14 protein-coding genes are annotated in these 18,066 nt (G+C 35.5%); all 14 read left to right on the top strand.

Features of this window, described 5'->3' with window-relative positions; all coding sequences use genetic code 11:
* Positions 1–15: 15 nt before the first annotated feature.
* The 14 genes from dapG (at position 16) to yfmH (ending at position 17,996) form a co-directional block, all read left to right on the top strand.
* Positions 16–1,233: an aspartate kinase gene (gene dapG, locus LC095_RS11645; protein WP_226528331.1), complete on the top strand. Its 1,218-nt coding sequence runs from the start codon at positions 16–18 to the stop codon at positions 1,231–1,233.
* Positions 1,234–1,341: 108 nt separating this feature from the next.
* Positions 1,342–2,220 carry a 4-hydroxy-tetrahydrodipicolinate synthase gene (gene dapA, locus LC095_RS11650; RefSeq protein WP_226528332.1) on the top strand — a complete coding sequence of 293 codons (879 nt, stop codon included), beginning with the start codon at positions 1,342–1,344 and terminating at the stop codon, positions 2,218–2,220.
* Positions 2,221–2,411: 191 nt separating this feature from the next.
* Entirely contained in the window at positions 2,412–4,079 is a 1,668-nt protein-coding gene (locus tag LC095_RS11655; protein WP_413467485.1) for a ribonuclease J, read from the top strand.
* A 186-nt stretch (positions 4,080–4,265) separates the two neighbouring features.
* Positions 4,266–5,000: a ClpP family protease gene (locus LC095_RS11660; protein WP_156931855.1), complete on the top strand. Its 735-nt coding sequence runs from the start codon at positions 4,266–4,268 to the stop codon at positions 4,998–5,000.
* A 14-nt stretch (positions 5,001–5,014) separates the two neighbouring features.
* Positions 5,015–5,221 carry a YlzJ-like family protein gene (locus LC095_RS11665; protein ID WP_226528334.1) on the top strand — a complete coding sequence of 69 codons (207 nt, stop codon included), beginning with the start codon at positions 5,015–5,017 and terminating at the stop codon, positions 5,219–5,221.
* 144 nt (positions 5,222–5,365) lie between these two features.
* Positions 5,366–7,738: a DNA translocase FtsK gene (locus tag LC095_RS11670; protein ID WP_226528335.1), complete on the top strand. Its 2,373-nt coding sequence runs from the start codon at positions 5,366–5,368 to the stop codon at positions 7,736–7,738.
* 308 nt (positions 7,739–8,046) lie between these two features.
* Complete coding sequence (locus LC095_RS11675; protein WP_078434295.1) at positions 8,047–8,772, top strand: GntR family transcriptional regulator; 726 nt, start codon at positions 8,047–8,049, stop codon at positions 8,770–8,772.
* A 213-nt stretch (positions 8,773–8,985) separates the two neighbouring features.
* A complete protein-coding gene (locus LC095_RS11680) occupies positions 8,986–10,062 on the top strand; it encodes a BMP family lipoprotein (RefSeq protein WP_226528336.1) in 1,077 nt (358 codons plus the stop codon).
* Between the two features lie 299 nt (positions 10,063–10,361).
* Positions 10,362–11,885 carry an ABC transporter ATP-binding protein gene (locus LC095_RS11685; protein WP_226528337.1) on the top strand — a complete coding sequence of 508 codons (1,524 nt, stop codon included), beginning with the start codon at positions 10,362–10,364 and terminating at the stop codon, positions 11,883–11,885.
* Positions 11,886–11,887: 2 nt separating this feature from the next.
* Positions 11,888–12,934: an ABC transporter permease gene (locus LC095_RS11690; protein WP_226528338.1), complete on the top strand. Its 1,047-nt coding sequence runs from the start codon at positions 11,888–11,890 to the stop codon at positions 12,932–12,934.
* Between the two features lie 6 nt (positions 12,935–12,940).
* Positions 12,941–13,894, top strand: a complete 954-nt coding sequence (locus LC095_RS11695) for an ABC transporter permease (protein WP_372496277.1) — start codon at positions 12,941–12,943, stop codon at positions 13,892–13,894.
* Between the two features lie 148 nt (positions 13,895–14,042).
* On the top strand, positions 14,043–15,275 hold the full coding sequence (locus tag LC095_RS11700) for an MFS transporter (RefSeq protein WP_226528339.1): 1,233 nt from the start codon (positions 14,043–14,045) through the stop codon (positions 15,273–15,275).
* Between the two features lie 160 nt (positions 15,276–15,435).
* Positions 15,436–16,713: an EF-P 5-aminopentanol modification-associated protein YfmF gene (gene yfmF, locus LC095_RS11705; protein WP_226528340.1), complete on the top strand. Its 1,278-nt coding sequence runs from the start codon at positions 15,436–15,438 to the stop codon at positions 16,711–16,713.
* Positions 16,710–17,996, top strand: coding sequence for an EF-P 5-aminopentanol modification-associated protein YfmH (yfmH, locus tag LC095_RS11710; RefSeq protein ID WP_226528341.1), 1,287 nt, complete (start codon positions 16,710–16,712; stop codon positions 17,994–17,996). Before yfmF ends, yfmH begins: the two co-directional genes overlap by 4 nt.
* Positions 17,997–18,066 lie beyond the last annotated feature (70 nt).

Here is an 18,066-nt window from a genome sequence, read left to right on the forward strand (position 1 = left end):
GTAGAGGTGTTAACATTGAAAATTATTGTTCAAAAATTTGGTGGAACATCTGTAAAAGATGATCGCGGGCGCAAAATGGCGCTTGGTCATATACAGGATGCGATAAAAGAAGGATATAAAGTAATTGCGGTTGTCTCAGCAATGGGACGGAGCGGTGACCCATACGCAACTGACACGTTATTAAGCTTGGTATATGGTGAGTTGAATAATATCTCGAATAGAGAACAAGACATGCTTCTCTCATGTGGAGAAGTTATTTCGTCTATCGTATTTTCTAGTTTATTAAATGAAAATCATATTAAAGCAACATCATTAACAGGTGCTCAAGCTGGTTTTGTAACAAATGATGAGCATACGAATGCAAAAATTTTAGAGATGAAATGTGAACGTTTGGTAGAAACTCTGTCCCAACATGATGTAGTTGTTGTTGCCGGATTTCAGGGTGCTTCTGCAACAAATGGCGATATGACAACGATCGGTAGAGGAGGCAGTGATACTTCTGCAGCAGCTATTGGTGCAGCCGTTGGTGCTGAGTTTGTAGATATTTTTACAGATGTAGAAGGTGTTATGACTGCAGATCCAAGAATTGTAGAAAATGCAAAATCTTTATCTAAGGTAACGTATACAGAAATTGTCAACCTTGCCTATCAGGGAGCAAAGGTAATTCATCCCCGAGCAGTAGAGATTGCAATGCAGGCTGAAGTGCCAATTCGAGTAAGATCCACTTACTCTAAATTACCAGGTACTTTAGTTTCTTCGAATCAAACTGATAAAAAGGGCAGTGATGTTCACGAAAGATTAATCACGGGAATTGCTCATGTTTCAAATGTAACACAAATAAAAGTAACCGCAAAAGAAGGACAGTATAGTGTACAGACAGAAGTATTTAAAGCAATGGCAATGGAAGGGATAAGTGTTGATTTTTTCAATATCACCCCTAAGTCAGTTATCTATACTGTAACAGATCAAGTAACATCCAGAGCTGTTGAAGTATTACAGGAACTTGGATATGAACCGACAATTACAAGACAGTGTGCGAAGGTCTCTGCAGTAGGTGCAGGAATTATGGGAGTTCCGGGAGTAACATCCAAAATTGTAACAGCTCTGTCTGAAAAAGGGATACAAATCCTTCAATCAGCTGATAGCCATACAACAATTTGGGTGCTTGTCAAAGAAGATGATATGATTAAAGCGGTTAATGCTTTACATGAAGCCTTTGATCTATCAAAATAGAGTTAAATGATTTTCTAACATAAAAAAAATAGAAATCTTACTTTACATTATATGAATAAGTAAGATAGCATCTAGTTACAAAGTGCAGCAAAAGGAGTGAAGGTAATAATGAGTCATTTTGGAAAAGTTTCTACAGCGATGATAACCCCATTCGATAAAAATAATAACATTGATTTTCAAAAAACGACTATGTTAATTGACTATCTCATTAATCATGGATCAGATTCATTAGTAGTCACAGGGACAACAGGGGAATCTCCAACATTAAGTAACGAGGAGAAAATTGCTCTTATTAAACATACCGTAAAAGAAGTAAATGGTAGAGTCCCTGTAATTGCGGGAACAGGTAGTAATAACACAGCAGCTTCAATAAAATTGACAAAACAAGCAGAAGAAGCTGGTGTTGATGCTATAATGCTTGTAGTGCCATATTATAATAAGCCAAGTCAAGAAGGGTTGTATCAACATTTTAAAGCAATAATAGAATCAACTACATTACCGGTAATGTTATACAACATTCCAGGTAGAAGTGTGATCAACATGTCAGTAGATACAATCATTCGTTTAGCCGAGTTTCCAAATGTTGTTGCAGTAAAAGAGGCAAGTGGAAACTTGGAAGCCATGGCTGAAATTATCACAAATACAAAAGAGAATTTTGCTGTTTACTCAGGTGATGATGTGTTAACTTTACCGGCTCTTGCAATTGGAGCTGATGGAATTGTTTCTGTAGCTTCTCATATTATCGGGAATGAAATGCAAGCTATGATCAATTCCTTTCTATCTGGTGAAACTGTAGCTGCAGCAGAACAACATCGTAAGTTGTTACCAATTATGAAGCAGTTGTTTACTTCACCAAACCCTGGCCCAGTTAAAACAGCATTACAGTTTAAAGGGTTAGATGTCGGATCAGTCCGTCTTCCTCTATTACCATTAACAAGTTCAGAACGAAGTGAATTAATGAGTGTTATCCAAAAAAATTTAGGGTAATATATTGACCTTCTTTAAGGGGAGCTAAAAAGGGTGCTTAAAATAGCATCCTTTTTAGTTCCTTTTTTTAGCCCTGCCTAAGTAAGAGAAAGTAATGCACATATTATAGGACTAAAATTTCCTTGTATTCCAATTCTTTCTTCAGTTATAATATTTCTAAGTGACGTTGAACGGGTACTTCAGTAGGGAGGATTTTCATGGAAAAGACAGAGAATATAAAGTTAATCGCTTTAGGCGGTGTGGGAGAAGTCGGAAAAAATATGTTTGTTGTTGAAATTAATTCCGACATTTTTGTGGTGGATGCCGGTCTTATGTATCCTGAGGATGGGATGTTGGGAATTGATATGGTCATTCCGGATATAACATATTTAAAGGAAAATGAAGATCGAGTAAAGGGGATCTTTTTAACACATGGTCATGACGAGAGTATAGGTGGCATCTTTTATTTATTAAATAAAATTAGTGTTCCTATTTATGGGACAAAGCTTACACTGGCTTTAGCAGGTGAAAAACTTAAAGAAAATAAAATGCGACAGACGGTTTTAGTTAAAGAGATTGATAATGAAACCGTATTATCTTTTGATAGTACTACTGTTTCATTCTTCAGAACAAATCATAGTATACCAGATTCTGTAGGAATTAGTTTTTCAACAACAATGGGTGCGATCGTTCATACAGGCGATTTTAAATTCGATCAAACACCGGTTGGAAATAGCCAGATGGATATTGGGAAAATTGCAAGTCTTGGTGAAAACGGTGTACTTTGTTTATTATCTGATAGTGTAAATGCGGAAAAGCCGGGGTATTCTGGTTCAGAGGCCATTGTTGGCGGAGAAATTTCAGATGTTATGTATAATGCTGATGGCAGGGTTATTGTTGCTGTATTTGCTTCTAATTTATATCGTATTCAACAAGTAATTAATGCTGCCATTAAAAATAATAGGAAATTGGCTGTTGTTGGGAAAAATATGAGAAATATTCTTAACTTAGCTATTAATCTTGGCTATATTTCTGTTGAAGAAGATGTGTTTATATCAGTAAATGAAATTAACAAACATTCTGAAAAGGAAATTGCGATTTTAACGACAAGCAATCACGGTGACCCGCTTGCTGTTCTTTCACGTATGGCCAAACAGGCTCATAAACAAGTAAATGTAAAAGTTGGGGATACAGTGTTAATAGCTGCTACTCCAATTCCAGGACAAGAACTTGTTTTCTCAAAAACAATCGATATATTAAGCAGAGCTGGTGCAAATGTTGTCTTTGGGCAAAAACAAATACATATGTCAGGGCACGGACACCAAGAAGAACTTAAAATGATGCTGAACTTAACGAAGCCAACATATTTTATCCCTGTGCATGGGGAATATAAAATGCAGAAATCACATGAGAAATTAGCCAAACAAGTTGGTATTGATGCTCAAAATATCTTTCTGGTTGAGAAAGGTGATGTCGTAGAGTTTAAAGGTGATCATGTATACACAGGCGGAAAAGTTCCATCAGGAAATGTTTTAATCGATGGTTTAGGAATTGGGGATGTAGGTAATATTGTACTTCGTGATCGCCGATTATTATCTCAGGATGGTATTTTAATTGTTGTTGTAACTTTGGATAAACAAAGAAAACAAATTATATCCGGTCCGGAAATTATAACTAGAGGATTTGTATATGTAAGAGAATCAGAAGAATTAATTACTAATGCAACAAAGGTAGTTGCGACTATCGTTGATCGAAGCATGCAGGAACATTCATTAGAATGGTCACAGCTAAAATTAAACATTAGAGAAGCACTTAATCAATTTTTATATGAAAAGACAAAAAGGCGTCCAATGATTTTACCAATTATAATGGAAATATAAAGTGGAATTTTACTGCCCGTTAAGGTGGAATAAAATGTTAAAAAAGCGTTGATTTTTCAATGCTTTTTTTCTTTATAACGATATGAACAAACCTGTGGTGTGTTGAAGTCATCCTTATTTCCTTCTGTATGAAAACAACAAGGTTGTAAATACTACAAACAGAATGAAAAAGAAAGGATGGATAACATGGCAAATCATGACCATTACATAAAGAATGAGGATGCTGAGAAACAGGAAAATAAAGAAAGTTCGATTGTAGAAAAAATTCAACAGCTTGGTCAAACCAATGTCCCTCAAATGGGAAATGATTCAAAAATTCATTGTTTAACGATTGTGGGACAAATTGAAGGACATATTCAGTTGCCCCCTCAAAATAAAACAACAAAATATGAGCATGTTATTCCTCAAATTGTCGCAATCGAACAAAACCCAAATATAGAAGGGTTGCTTGTCATCCTAAATACCGTTGGAGGAGATGTGGAAGCAGGACTTGCAATTGCAGAAATGCTTGCATCTTTATCAAAACCTTCAGTATCAATAGTTTTAGGAGGAGGACATTCAATAGGTGTTCCAATAGCTGTTTCTTGTGATCATTCTTTTATTGCGGAGACCGCAACAATGACAATTCATCCTGTGAGATTAACTGGTTTAGTAATTGGTGTTCCTCAAACGTTTGAATATTTAGACAAAATGCAAGAACGGGTCATTAATTTTGTAACAAGTCATTCAGGCATTAGTGAAGAAAAATTTAAAGAGTTAATGTTATCAAAAGGCAATTTAACAAGAGATATCGGAACGAATGTTGTAGGAAGAGATGCTGTTGAATACGGGCTAATTGATGAGGTCGGCGGAGTAGGTCAAGCAATTCAAAAACTTAACAGTATGCTGGAAAAAAATAATGAAGATCAGGTGTTACAATGATATACTATACAATGATGCCAGAAGAACTAATGTTCCCATCAGTTGGAACTGACTTTGAAAAGCAATCAATCATTGAATTAAATGGTGTTCAACTTCTCGTTCAACAAACGGATAACTCCCAATATGAAATAATTCGCTTAATGAGCAGTGATCCACAACATTATCTTGACTCTCAATTATGTCCGGGGCAAAAAATTACAATGTCGTTTTCGATCAATTAAAAGGTATGTGGTATAATAAAAGAAACTATAGTCAGGAGAGGCAGCCAGATACGGCTGCTTTCTTCTTTTCATTGTAGATCATATTATAAAATAGTAAAAGCCTTTGGCTACATAAAAAAGATTATAAAATAACAGGTGATGGAAATGGCTAAGAGAAAAAGAAGACAAAGAAAGTCAAAGGATGATTGGAAAAGAACATTAAAGTTTGAATTGGCAGGTTTAATCATTTTGGCGATCTCTCTCATCTCAATATCAAAATTGGGATTTGTTGGTTCTACATTTGTGCACTTATTTCGCTTTTTCTGCGGTGAATGGTACATGCTATTTTTAATTGGGATCGTCTTATTTTCCTTATTTTTAATTTGGAAAAGGGAAATACCAAGATTATTTACAAGGCAGATGGTCGGAATTTATTGTGTTACAGCGTCATTATTGCTATTAAGTCATGTCACATTATTTAAAATGCTATCACATAATGGTACGTTTGCTTCTCCGAGTGTTATTTCAAATACACTGGAACTATTTTGGATGGATGTCAAGGGTGAAGCAAGTAATGTTGATTTAGGCGGAGGAATGCTTGGTGCCATTTTATTTGCCTCTTCTTATTATTTATTTGCAGAAGCGGGTTCGAGAATCATCTCGGTAGTCTTAATCGTCATCGGTATGATTCTTATTACTGGAAGGTCTTTACAGGTGACAGTCGCAAAAATTCTCAGACCGATTGGGTTGTTTTTGAAAAATCAGATCTTTGGTTTTTTGGATGACATGAAAAGTATTCCAGGAGTGATCAAACAGAAGCGAACAAAGCAAAAAGAGAGAAAAAGACAAAGACAACTTGAAGAAACTGAAGATGATGAAATAATGGTGGACGATAAGGAAGAACTTAAGCCAATAATCTCTAGTTTTTCTGATAGTGAAAATCATCAAGAAATGATTATACATACAATGGAGAATTCAACAAATAGTCCTTCGAAAGAACATGGGCCAGTGTCTAATAAATCGAAAAGTGAACAGGAACAATTAACAGAAGCATCAAGTCAAGAACATGAGGTCATTCAACCAATGGCATTTGTTGAAGTGGAAAATAAAGACTACAAACTTCCACCACTAGACTTATTAAAGGCACCAAAGCATAATTCACAACAAGCAGATAAGAAAAACATCTACGAAAATGCAAGAAAGCTTGAAAAAACATTCCAAAGTTTTGGAGTTAAAGCCAAAGTAACACAGGTCCATTTAGGTCCTGCTGTGACAAAGTATGAAGTATATCCTGATGCAGGTGTTAAAGTAAGCAAAATTGTTAACTTAAGTGATGATTTGGCATTGGCTCTCGCGGCAAAAGATATTCGTATTGAAGCACCGATCCCAGGGAAGTCAGCGGTAGGTATAGAAGTTCCTAATTCGGAAATTGCAATGGTTTCTCTGAGAGAGGTACTGGAATCCAAAGCAAATGACCGTCCGGATGCAAAACTTTTAATAGGTTTAGGTAGAGACATATCAGGTGATGCGGTTTTAGCTGAACTTAATAAGATGCCTCATTTACTCGTAGCAGGTGCTACAGGTAGCGGAAAGAGTGTTTGTATTAATGGAATTATTACCAGCATTTTAATGAGAGCAAAACCACATGAAGTTAAATTAATGATGATTGATCCGAAAATGGTAGAATTAAATGTATATAACGGAGTGCCTCATTTATTAGCTCCTGTTGTGACAGATCCTAAAAAGGCGTCACAGGCCCTAAAAAAAGTCGTAAACGAAATGGAAAGAAGATATGAGCTTTTTTCACATACAGGAACAAGAAATATTGAAGGTTATAATGAAATTATCAGGAGAAATAATCTGGAAGAAGAAGCTAAACAACCGGAGCTTCCTTACATTGTAGTGATTGTTGATGAGCTTGCCGATTTAATGATGGTTGCTTCGTCAGATGTGGAAGATTCCATTACAAGGCTATCACAAATGGCTCGTGCGGCGGGTATTCATCTAATTATCGCTACCCAACGACCGTCTGTTGATGTAATCACAGGAGTTATTAAAGCGAATATACCTTCACGTATTGCATTCAGTGTTTCTTCACAAACTGACTCAAGAACTATATTAGACATGGGAGGAGCTGAAAAGCTACTAGGACGAGGTGATATGCTGTTCCTTCCTGTTGGTGCATCAAAGCCGGTTCGTGTCCAAGGTGCATTTTTATCAGATGAAGAAGTTGAGCAAACAGTGAATTTCGTAATTGCTCAACAAAAGGCTCAGTATCAAGAAGAAATGATTCCAACTGAAGTAACTGAATCTAAAACGGAAGTTGAGGATGACTTATATGAAGATGCTGTACAACTTGTCGTTGATATGCAAACGGCATCAGTATCTATGCTCCAGAGACGTTTTCGCATAGGATATACTCGGGCTGCAAGATTGATTGATGCAATGGAAGAGCGGGGAGTTGTTGGACCGTATGAAGGGTCTAAACCACGCGACGTCTTACTTTCTAAAGAAAAACATGAAGAATTAACATCTTGAAATAAGAACTAAACATAAATGGGTGAAATAGACCATCTATGTTTAGTTTTTTTAATTTTCTTTATCGACATTTTACGACAATAAGAGTACGATAAGTAAGGATGAATACAGAGGATCAGTATCAGTATGAAAATATAACTATGGAACAAACTATATAATGTTTATTGACAACATTAATTATTTCGACAATTTTCATTGTTTCTATTTATTTCTAAGTGAAAACATGATATAGTATTTTCGATTAGAGTAAGGTATAACATCAGATGTCTGATCTCTTATACATAGTGGGTAAAATGGGGGATATATCAATGACCATAAAGTCTGACAATCGACATTTGTATTTACAAGTGATTGATAAAATAAAAGAAGATATTGAGAATGGTACATATAGAGAAAAAGAAAAACTTCCATCTGAATTTGAGCTTTCCAAGAGCTTAGGTGTCAGTAGAGCGACATTAAGGGAAGCACTACGAACACTTGAAGAAGAAAACGTTATCATTAGGCGGCACGGCGTTGGTACTTTCGTGAATTCTAAACCAAAATTTACATCCGGGATCGAACAGCTAAATAGTGTGACAGCGATGATTGAACAAGCAACCCTAAAGCCAGGTACAGTTTTTCTTTCATCCTCTATTACAGGGGCAACAGAAGATGAAATTAAAAAATTCAAGTGTAAAAGAGATGAAGAAATCTTTTTACTTGAAAGAGTTCGAACAGCAAATAGTGAACCTGTTGTTTACTGCCTGGACAAAATACCTACATCTGTATTGCCTGATACATTTGACCATGAACAGGAATCTTTATTTAAATTACTCGAGGATAACGCTAATATATATATAAGTTATGCTGTTACTCATATTGAACCTATCGGATATCATGAAAAAATTTCTCCCATTTTAGAATGTGATCCTGAAACATCTCTGCTCTTGTTAAAACAGATGCATTATGATGACAAAGATCAACCGGTTCTATACTCATTAAACTATTTTAGAGCAGATCACTTTAGTTTTCATGTTGTAAGAAAGCGTTTATAGGTCAGAATAGATAGAGAAATGAATTTTTTTAAAAGAATTAGAGTCGTACATAAAGTTTGTAAGCAAATCTCCACTGTTTCGTGCTTTAAACCTAAAGGTTGTTTAAAATAACGAATGTGCATGGTCTATATTGTAAGGAGGTGATTTGCTCGTATAGACTGTAACTTTTTGTTTAGTTTAATACTTATACTATATTTTTTAGGGGGTTTTAAAATGAAAAAGAGACATGGACTAGCTTTATCCTTATTTTTAGCAGCTGGTACTTTACTAGCAGGCTGTGGTGGAGGAAATAATGATGAAGGTGCTGGCTCTGAAGGCGGCAAAGAAGCAGCTGATGATCAGTTTACAGTAGCAATGGTAACAGATGTTGGTGGAGTTGATGATAAATCATTCAACCAATCAGCTTGGGAAGGATTACAAGCATTCGGTGAGGAAAACGGTCTTGAAAAGGGAACTGACGGTTATGACTATTCCCAATCCCAAAGTGATGCGGATTATGTAACAAACTTAAATACACTGGCACGTAAGAATTTTGATTTAATATACGGAATTGGATACTTATTGCAGCCAGCAGTCGAAGAAATTGCTGAACAACAAAAAGATACTCACTTTGCAATTGTTGATAGTGTTGTAGAAAAACCAAATGTAGCTAGCATTACATTTAAAGAGCATCAAGGTTCATACCTGGTTGGTGTAGTAGCAGGATTAACAACAAAAACAAATAAAGTTGGATTTGTTGGCGGTGTTGAAGGGGACTTAATTAAAAAGTTTGAAGTAGGCTTCGTAGAAGGCGTTAAAGCTGTAAACCCTGATGCAACTGTAGATGTACAATATGCAGGTGCTTTTGATGCAGCTGATAAAGGAAAGGCAATTGCATCAAGCATGTACGGATCTGGTGCTGATATTATCTATCATGCAGCCGGTGGAACTGGTAATGGTGTATTCTCTGAAGCGATTGACTTAAAAGTTCAAGACCCAGACCGTGAATTATGGGTAATTGGTGTTGACAAAGATCAACATGAAGAAGGAAACGGAAAAACAAAAGATGGTGAAGAATTTAACATCACATTAACTTCAATGGTTAAACGAGTAGATGTAGCTGTTCAAGACCTTTCCGAAAAAGCAAAAGCTGGTGAATTCCCTGGCGGAGAAGTGATTGAATACGGTATCGAAGAAGAAGCGATCGGTATCTCTCCAAGTGATGAACACTTATCTGAAGAAGTAAAAGCAAAAGTTAAAGAATACGAAGAAAAAATTGTTAATGGCGAAATCGAAGTACCAACAAAATAATTAATAGATAAGGGCTGACTTACTCAAATGTTCAGAATCCTCAATCCATTGGCTCATTTACAAGCTGTTAGATAGAGGGGAAGAAGCATAGTAAAAGTCAGCCTTTATTCCTGAAAATCAATAAATTTAAATCTTCTAACTATTTGGGGAATTAATAACCGTAAACAAATAATTTAGTGGATTTACATTTGGTGATTTTCATACCAGTATTCTTTTTAGCGAAACAATGCTTGAGAGTGATCAAAATGAAAAATTTTTATACCTACCTTAATGTTGTTCAGGAAAAGGAGTGAACAAATTTGAATTATGTAATAGAAATGCTGAATATTCGTAAGGAATTTCCTGGCATAGTAGCAAATGACAATATTACATTACAAGTAAAAAAAGGCGAAATTCATGCTCTTTTAGGTGAAAATGGAGCTGGAAAATCAACATTAATGAATGTTCTTTTTGGTCTATATCAACCTGAAAAAGGGGAAATTCGAGTAAATGGAAAGAAAGTGAACATTACAAATCCTAATATAGCAAATGATTTAGGGATTGGAATGGTTCATCAACATTTTATGCTTGTTAACACCTTTACAGTTACAGAGAACATTATATTAGGAAATGAACCCAAAAAAGGTTTTTCCGTCAGTATAAAGGAAGCAGAAAAACAAGTGAAGGAAATATCAGAGCGGTATGGTCTTGCTGTAGACCCAACAGCTAAAGTTTCAGATATTTCCGTAGGTATGCAACAGCGTGTTGAAATTTTAAAAACCTTATATCGAGGTGCAGAAATTTTAATTTTTGATGAACCGACTGCTGTTCTTACCCCTCAAGAAATTAAAGAATTAATTCAAATTTTGAAAACACTTATTAAAGAAGGTAAATCAATCATTTTAATTACTCATAAGCTTAAAGAGATTATGGAAGTATGTGATCGTGTAACAGTTATACGTAAAGGTGAAGGAATTGGAACAGTTGATGTAGCGAACACAAATCCTAACGAGTTAGCATCATTAATGGTAGGCCGGGAAGTTTCATTCAAAACAGATAAAACAACAGCCAAACCTAAAGAAGATGTATTAACGATTACTGATTTAATAGTAAAAGATAATCGTCAAGTGCCTATGGTAAATTCTTTAACTCTTTCAGTGCGTTCAGGGGAAATCGTAGGAATTGCTGGTGTTGATGGAAATGGTCAATCTGAACTGATTGAAGCCATTACAGGATTGAGAAAAGTAGCTTCTGGTACTATTAAATTAAATAATAAAGAAATCACAAATATGCATCCTAGAAAAATTACAGAAACAGGTGTTGGTCATATTCCTCAAGATCGCCATAAACACGGATTAGTTCTTGATTTTCCTATCGGTGAGAATATGGTTTTACAAACATACTATAAACAACCATTTTCCAAAATTGGTGTACTGAATTTTAAAACAATCTATGATAAAGCAAAAAACCTTATTAAAGAATTTGATGTGAGAACACCGAGTACCTCTACACTCGCTAGAGCACTTTCTGGCGGTAATCAGCAGAAAGCAATTATTGGCCGGGAAGTTGACCGCAACCCGGATTTGTTAATTGCAGCACAGCCTACTCGTGGCCTTGATGTTGGAGCAATTGAATTTATTCATAGTCGTCTTATTGAACAACGCGATAACGGCAAAGCTGTTTTGTTAATTTCATTTGAGTTAGATGAGATTATAAATGTTAGTGATCGCATTGCAGTTATTTATGAAGGGAAAATTGTAGACATCGTTGACCCCAAACAAACAACTGAGCAAGAATTAGGACTCCTTATGGCGGGTAGTAAACGTCAGAAAGAAGGTAATTAATTATGAACTTAAATCGGTATATGAATTTGTTAATTCCTGTTATCGCTGTAATTTTAGGTATTCTATGTGGTGCAATTATTATGTTGGTAAGTGGGTATAATCCTATAGCCGGTTATAATGCTCTTTGGTATGGAATGTTTGGTGATTCTTACTACTTAGGTGAGACAGTCAGACAATTAACACCATATATTTTAACAGGGTTAGCTGTTGCATTTGCTTACAGAACAGGCCTATTTAACATAGGTGTTGAAGGGCAGGTAATAGTAGGTTGGTTTGCAGCTGTTTGGGTTGGTGTAGCTTTTGAATTGCCACCTTTCATTCATCTTCCACTAGCAATCATCGTTGCTGCTTTGGCTGGGGCACTTTGGGGGTTTGTACCGGGTCTTTTAAAGGCACGATTCAAAGTTCATGAAGTTATTGTAACAATTATGATGAACTATATTGCTTTGCACGTAACAAATTATTTAATTAGAAATGTTATAACTGACAATAGTGATACATCAGATAAAGTTTACCCTTCTGCATCATTACGTTCAGAATTTTTTGAGAATATTACAGATTACTCCAGAATGCACAATGGAATATTTATTGCATTAATTGCTGCATTTATTATGTGGTTTCTTCTAGAAAAAACAACAAAAGGCTTTGAGTTGCGAGCTGTAGGATTTAACCATGATGCCGCACATTACGCTGGTATGAATGTTAATCGAAACATTATCCTTTCAATGGTCATTTCTGGTGCTTTTGCAGGTGTAGCTGGTGCTATGGAAGGTTTAGGAACCTTTGAGTATGTGTCTGTAAAAAGCGGATTTACTGGAATCGGGTTTGATGGAATTGCTGTCGCGCTGATCGGAGGAAATGCAGCTATTGGTATTTTATTCTCCGCAGCATTATTTGGCGGCTTAAAAGTTGGTGCTCTCAATATGCCATCAGAAGCTGGTGTACCAAATGAGCTTGTTGAGATTATTATCGCACTTATTATCTTCTTTGTAGCATCAAGCTATTTTATCCGTTGGATATTACTTCGTTTTAAAAAGGAGGGGAAATAAGTGAGCATATTGCAAGCATTAGAAATTATTATTCCAACAGCTTTATTTGTAGCAGCTCCACTTATTTTCACCGCACTCGGTGGTGTATTTAGTGAGCGGTCCGGTGTTGTTAACATTGGTCTTGAAGGATTAATGATTATTGGGGCATTTGTTGGTATTGTGTTTAATTTACAGTTTGATGATATATTGGGTAAAGCAACGCCATGGTTTGCCATTTTGGCTGCAATGGTGGCAGCGGCTCTTTTTTCTCTGCTTCATGCAGTAGCTTCGATAACATTTAAGGCAGATCAAGTAGTTAGTGGTGTAGCGATTAACTTTTTAGCTTTAGGTTTATCCCTTTTTCTCGTAAAAAACATCTATGAAAAAGGTCAAACAGATCGTATTTCAACTAGTTTTAACAAGATGGACATTCCATTATTAAGCGATATACCAGTCATAGGTAAGATTTTCTTCTCCGGAGGATATATCACTTCATACTTGGCTATTATCTTAGCTGTTATCGTTTGGTATGTGATCTATAAAACACCATTCGGCCTTCGTTTACGCTCTGTGGGTGAACATCCAATGGCAGCTGATACTATGGGGATTAATGTTACAAGAATGAGATATATAGGTGTTTTATTAAGTGGTGCATTCGCGGGTATTGGCGGTGCAGTGTATGCTACAATCATTTCTAGAGATTTTAGTCATGCAACAATAAGTGGTCAAGGATTTATGGCACTTGCAGCTGTTATCTTTGGAAAATGGCACCCACTTGGTGCAATGGGAGCAGCATTATTCTTTGGTCTCGCACAAGGGTTAAGTATTATAGGAGGTACCATTCCGTTTTTAAAGGATATTCCGTCCGTTTATTTATTAATTCTTCCTTATGTGTTAACCATTCTGGCATTAACAGGATTTATCGGTCGTGCTGATTCACCAAAGGCTCTTGGAACACCATATGAAAAAGGAAAAAGATAAATTTAGCTCTCTCCACTTGTAGGAGAGAGTTTTTTTGTATTTAAAAATCCTCGGCTTGTTAGATGTAACTTAATTCCAGTATATGTTAGCTTCATTTAACGCAAAATGAACATGTTAACAAAATAAATAGTAGACAGGTGAAGGCGATATGGAAGCACGAAAGAAGCTGGATTTACTTGCATTATCTTCTGTTCCTCTTGTCATGACGTTAGGAAACTCTATGTTAATTCCTGTTTTACCTCAGATCTCCAAAAAATTAGGGATAAGTGCTTTTCAGGTATCTTTAATCATTACAGTATATTCAATTGTGGCTATTTTATTAATCCCAATTGCAGGATATCTATCAGACCGGTTTGGTAGAAAAGTTGTGATGGTTCCTTGTTTAATCATAGCTGGGGTAGGTGGAGCAGTTTCCGGATGGGCTTCATGGAAGATGGATGATCCATATATCATGATCCTTTTAGGACGTGTATTACAAGGTATTGGCTCTGCAGGTGCAGCACCTGTTGTTATGCCATTAATAGGGGACATGTTTGAAGATGATGAACAAATAAGTGCAGGTCTTGGATTAACTGAAACAGCAAATACTGCTGGAAAAGTTTTAAGCCCGATAATAGGTGCAGTTTTAGCTGCATTTGTATGGTTTTTACCTTTTTGGTTTATTCCATTTTTCAGTTTAATCAGTGTGCTGCTTGTATTTTTCTTAGTAAAGGTACCAAAACAGGAAGATGATGAAAAACAAAGCTTTAAAGAATTTGTTCATTGTGTAAAAGGAATCTTTAAACAGGATGGTAAATGGTTATTTGCCATTTTTGCAGTGGGCTGTACCATTATGTTTGTTTTATTTGGTATATTATTTTTTCTTTCAGATTTGCTTGAAAAGCAATATGCAATAGATGGAGTTAAAAAAGGGTTAGTTTTAGCCATACCATTATTAGCCCTATCTATTAGTTCGTATTTTTCAGGTAAGAAAATTGGTCAAGACAGACATTTAATGAAAAGTGTTATTATTATCGGGATGTGTTTAGTGACTTTTTCATTTATTGCTCTAAGAGTGCAACACTCGTTAATCTTCTTAATTTCTTTTTTAGTTCTTACGGGGATTGGAATTGGGATTACATTACCGAGCCTAGATGCATTAATAACGGAAGGAATTGAAAAAGAACAGCGAGGCACAATTACTTCTATTTACAGCTCAATGCGGTTTATTGGTGTTGCAGCGGGACCGCCGGTATTTTCTTATCTGATGTCAGTTAGTGAACATCTTGTTTATTATATATCTGCCGGAACAAGTGTCATTGCTGTTATGGTTGTGATGCTCTTTATAAAGCCAGATAAGGACTTTGAAAAAGATCCAAATCAACTTCCAAAACTTGCATAAAACAAAGACAGTTCTAAGATTAGAACTGTCTTGTACTTTCCATCCAAGAGGTATATGGATGATTATTTAGAGTAAAGATATAAGTAAATGTGTATTATTTCCTTTATTATCCTCGTATTGATATAATTACTAACAATGAATTCGTAAAAGGAGGGTCTTCATGTCTTATATTGATGAACAACTTACAGATATTCATGGGATTTCGCTACACACTGTAACAACATCCAAATTTAAGACGAATACTATTGTTTTAAAGTTATTAGCACCACTAAATGAAAAAGATGTTACATATAGAGCGTTATTACCGTATGTTCTTCAAAGAGGTACACAAAACTTTCCCACAAGTACCCGTTTAAGACAGCACTTAGATGAACTTTATGGTGCAACATTAAATGTTGATTTATCAAAGAAAGGTGAACAACATATTATTTCCTTTCGAATGGAAGTGGCAAATGAAAAGTTTTTATCTGATTCAACCCCACTGTTAGAAAAATCTTTAAAGCTACTTGCTGACATTTTATTAAACCCGGTTACGGATGATGGAGTGTTTCAAGAGGAATATGTTACACAAGAAAAAAGAACATTAAAGCAAAGAATTCAGTCTGTATATGATGACAAAATGAGATATTCCAATCTTAGACTTGTTCAAGAAATGTGTAAAAACGAACCTTATGCATTGCATGTTAACGGAGAATTAAAAGACATTGATGAAATCTCAGCTCAATCGCTCTTCGATTATTATAAAAACACGTTATTGCATAACAAAATAGATCTATATATTGTTGGTGATATTGATCGGCAAGAGGTAGAAAAATATGTTGAACATTATTTTTCTATAAAGAATACACCTCAGAACATTATCCATCCAACAGAAAAGAATGAAGTAGTAGAAAATGAAGTCATTGAAGAGCAAGATGTAAAACAAGGTAAGCTGAATATCGGGTATCGAACAAACAGTACCTACCGAGACGATGACTATTATGCACTTCAAGTATTTAATGGCATTTTTGGAGGCTTCTCCCACTCAAAACTTTTTATCAATGTTCGTGAAAAAGCAAGCTTGGCATATTATGCAGCATCAAGAGTAGAGAGTCATAAAGGGTTGTTAATGGTGATGTCAGGAGTTGAGTTTCAAAATTATGAAAAAGCCGTCACTATTATTAAAGAACAAATGGCAGCTATGAAAAATGGAGAATTTACAGATCAAGAATTTGAACAAACGAAAGCGGTAATTAGAAACCAACTATTAGAAACGGTGGATACACCGTACGGATTAGTTGAAATTGTTTATCATAATGTCATTGCATCTATAAACCGCTCTTTTGATGAATATTTAGAAGGTATTGAAAAAGTAACGATGGAAGAGGTTGTAGAAGTTGCGAAGAAAGTGGAACTCGATACAATCTACTTCTTAAAAGGAATAGGGGGAACCGCATGACAAAACCTATTCATTTTGAGCAGTTACAGGAATCTCTTTACTATGAAAAAATGACCAATGGATTAGATGTATACGTGCTGCCTAAAAAAGGCTTTAATAAGACGTATGCTACGTTTACGACGAAATACGGTTCAATTGATAATACTTTTGTTCCAATAAACAAAGATGAAATGATTCAAGTTCCTGATGGAATTGCACACTTTTTAGAGCACAAGTTATTTGAAAAAGAAGATGGGGATGTGTTTCAACAATTTAGTAAACAAGGCGCATCAGCAAATGCATTTACATCTTTTACTCGGACAGCATATCTATTTTCGAGTACCAGTCAAGTGGAAAGAAACTTGGAAACTTTGATTGACTTTGTTCAAGAACCTTACTTCTCTGAAAAGACGGTAGAAAAAGAAAAGGGAATTATCGGGCAGGAGATTAATATGTACGATGATAACCCTGATTGGCGTTTATACTTTGGGCTCATTCAAAATCTTTTTCATCAACATCCTGTTCGAATTGATATTGCAGGGACAATCGATTCGATCGCAAAAATTACAAAAGATTCTCTTTATGAGTGCTACAATACTTTTTATCATCCAAGTAACATGCTGTTATTTGTTGTTGGAGCTGTTGATCCTGATAAAATTTTACAGCAAGTCCGAGAGAATCAACAAAAAAAGAATTTTTCAGCACAATCTGAAATAAAAAGAGAATTTCCTACTGAACAAGGAAATGTGTTTAAAGAAAAAGAAATATTAAAAATGAACGTACAAAGTTCAAAGTGCTTAGTAGGCTTAAAAGCCAAAAAGCCAAACAGAACGGGTGCGGAATTGTTAAAATATGAGCTTTCCATGAATATTCTTCTTGATATGCTGTTTAGTAAAAGCTCAACAAACCATGAAGAGCTATACAAAGAAGGTCTAATTGATGACACGTTTAGTTATGATTATACAGAAGAAAGTGGCTTTGGATTTGCAATGATTGGCGGTGACACTGTGGATCCTGACCATTTAGCCGAAAGAATTAAGGATATATTATTTAAAGCAAAAAATCATGGTGTTGACTTCTCAACTTTTGAAGCAACGAAAAAGAAAAAAATTGGTGCTTTTTTAAGAGCGATTAACTCTCCTGAATATATCGCCAATCAGTTTACCCGCTATGCATTTAATGAGATGAATCTATTTGATGTCGTACCAACACTGGAATCACTCTCTAAAGAAGATTTGACGAATGTCCTGAATGAATCTGTAGAAGAGGCACTTTTTTCAGTATGTCAGGTTGTCCCTAAATAAATAATATTTCGCTGAGGTCTGCCATTGTCAGGCCTTTTTTGAATGGGATATGATAGTATAATGAAAGATT

It is taken from the genome of Metabacillus niabensis (genome assembly GCF_020524345.1).
GTDB classification, from domain to species: Bacteria; Bacillota; Bacilli; order Bacillales; family Bacillaceae; genus Metabacillus; species Metabacillus niabensis_B.

What these genes read in the sequence shown, in the direction of transcription:
- dapA (WP_226528332.1), top strand. Translation starts at nt 1,342, where the DNA reads ATGAGTCATTTTGGAAAAGTTTCTACAGCGATGATAACCCCATTCGAT.
- LC095_RS11660 (WP_156931855.1), top strand. Translation starts at nt 4,266, where the DNA reads ATGGCAAATCATGACCATTACATAAAGAATGAGGATGCTGAGAAACAG.
- LC095_RS11665 (WP_226528334.1), top strand. Translation starts at nt 5,015, where the DNA reads ATGCCAGAAGAACTAATGTTCCCATCAGTTGGAACTGACTTTGAAAAG.
- LC095_RS11670 (WP_226528335.1), top strand. Translation starts at nt 5,366, where the DNA reads ATGGCTAAGAGAAAAAGAAGACAAAGAAAGTCAAAGGATGATTGGAAA.
- LC095_RS11675 (WP_078434295.1), top strand. Translation starts at nt 8,047, where the DNA reads ATGACCATAAAGTCTGACAATCGACATTTGTATTTACAAGTGATTGAT.
- LC095_RS11680 (WP_226528336.1), top strand. Translation starts at nt 8,986, where the DNA reads ATGAAAAAGAGACATGGACTAGCTTTATCCTTATTTTTAGCAGCTGGT.
- LC095_RS11690 (WP_226528338.1), top strand. Translation starts at nt 11,888, where the DNA reads ATGAACTTAAATCGGTATATGAATTTGTTAATTCCTGTTATCGCTGTA.
- LC095_RS11700 (WP_226528339.1), top strand. Translation starts at nt 14,043, where the DNA reads ATGGAAGCACGAAAGAAGCTGGATTTACTTGCATTATCTTCTGTTCCT.
- yfmF (WP_226528340.1), top strand. Translation starts at nt 15,436, where the DNA reads ATGTCTTATATTGATGAACAACTTACAGATATTCATGGGATTTCGCTA.
- yfmH (WP_226528341.1), top strand. Translation starts at nt 16,710, where the DNA reads ATGACAAAACCTATTCATTTTGAGCAGTTACAGGAATCTCTTTACTAT.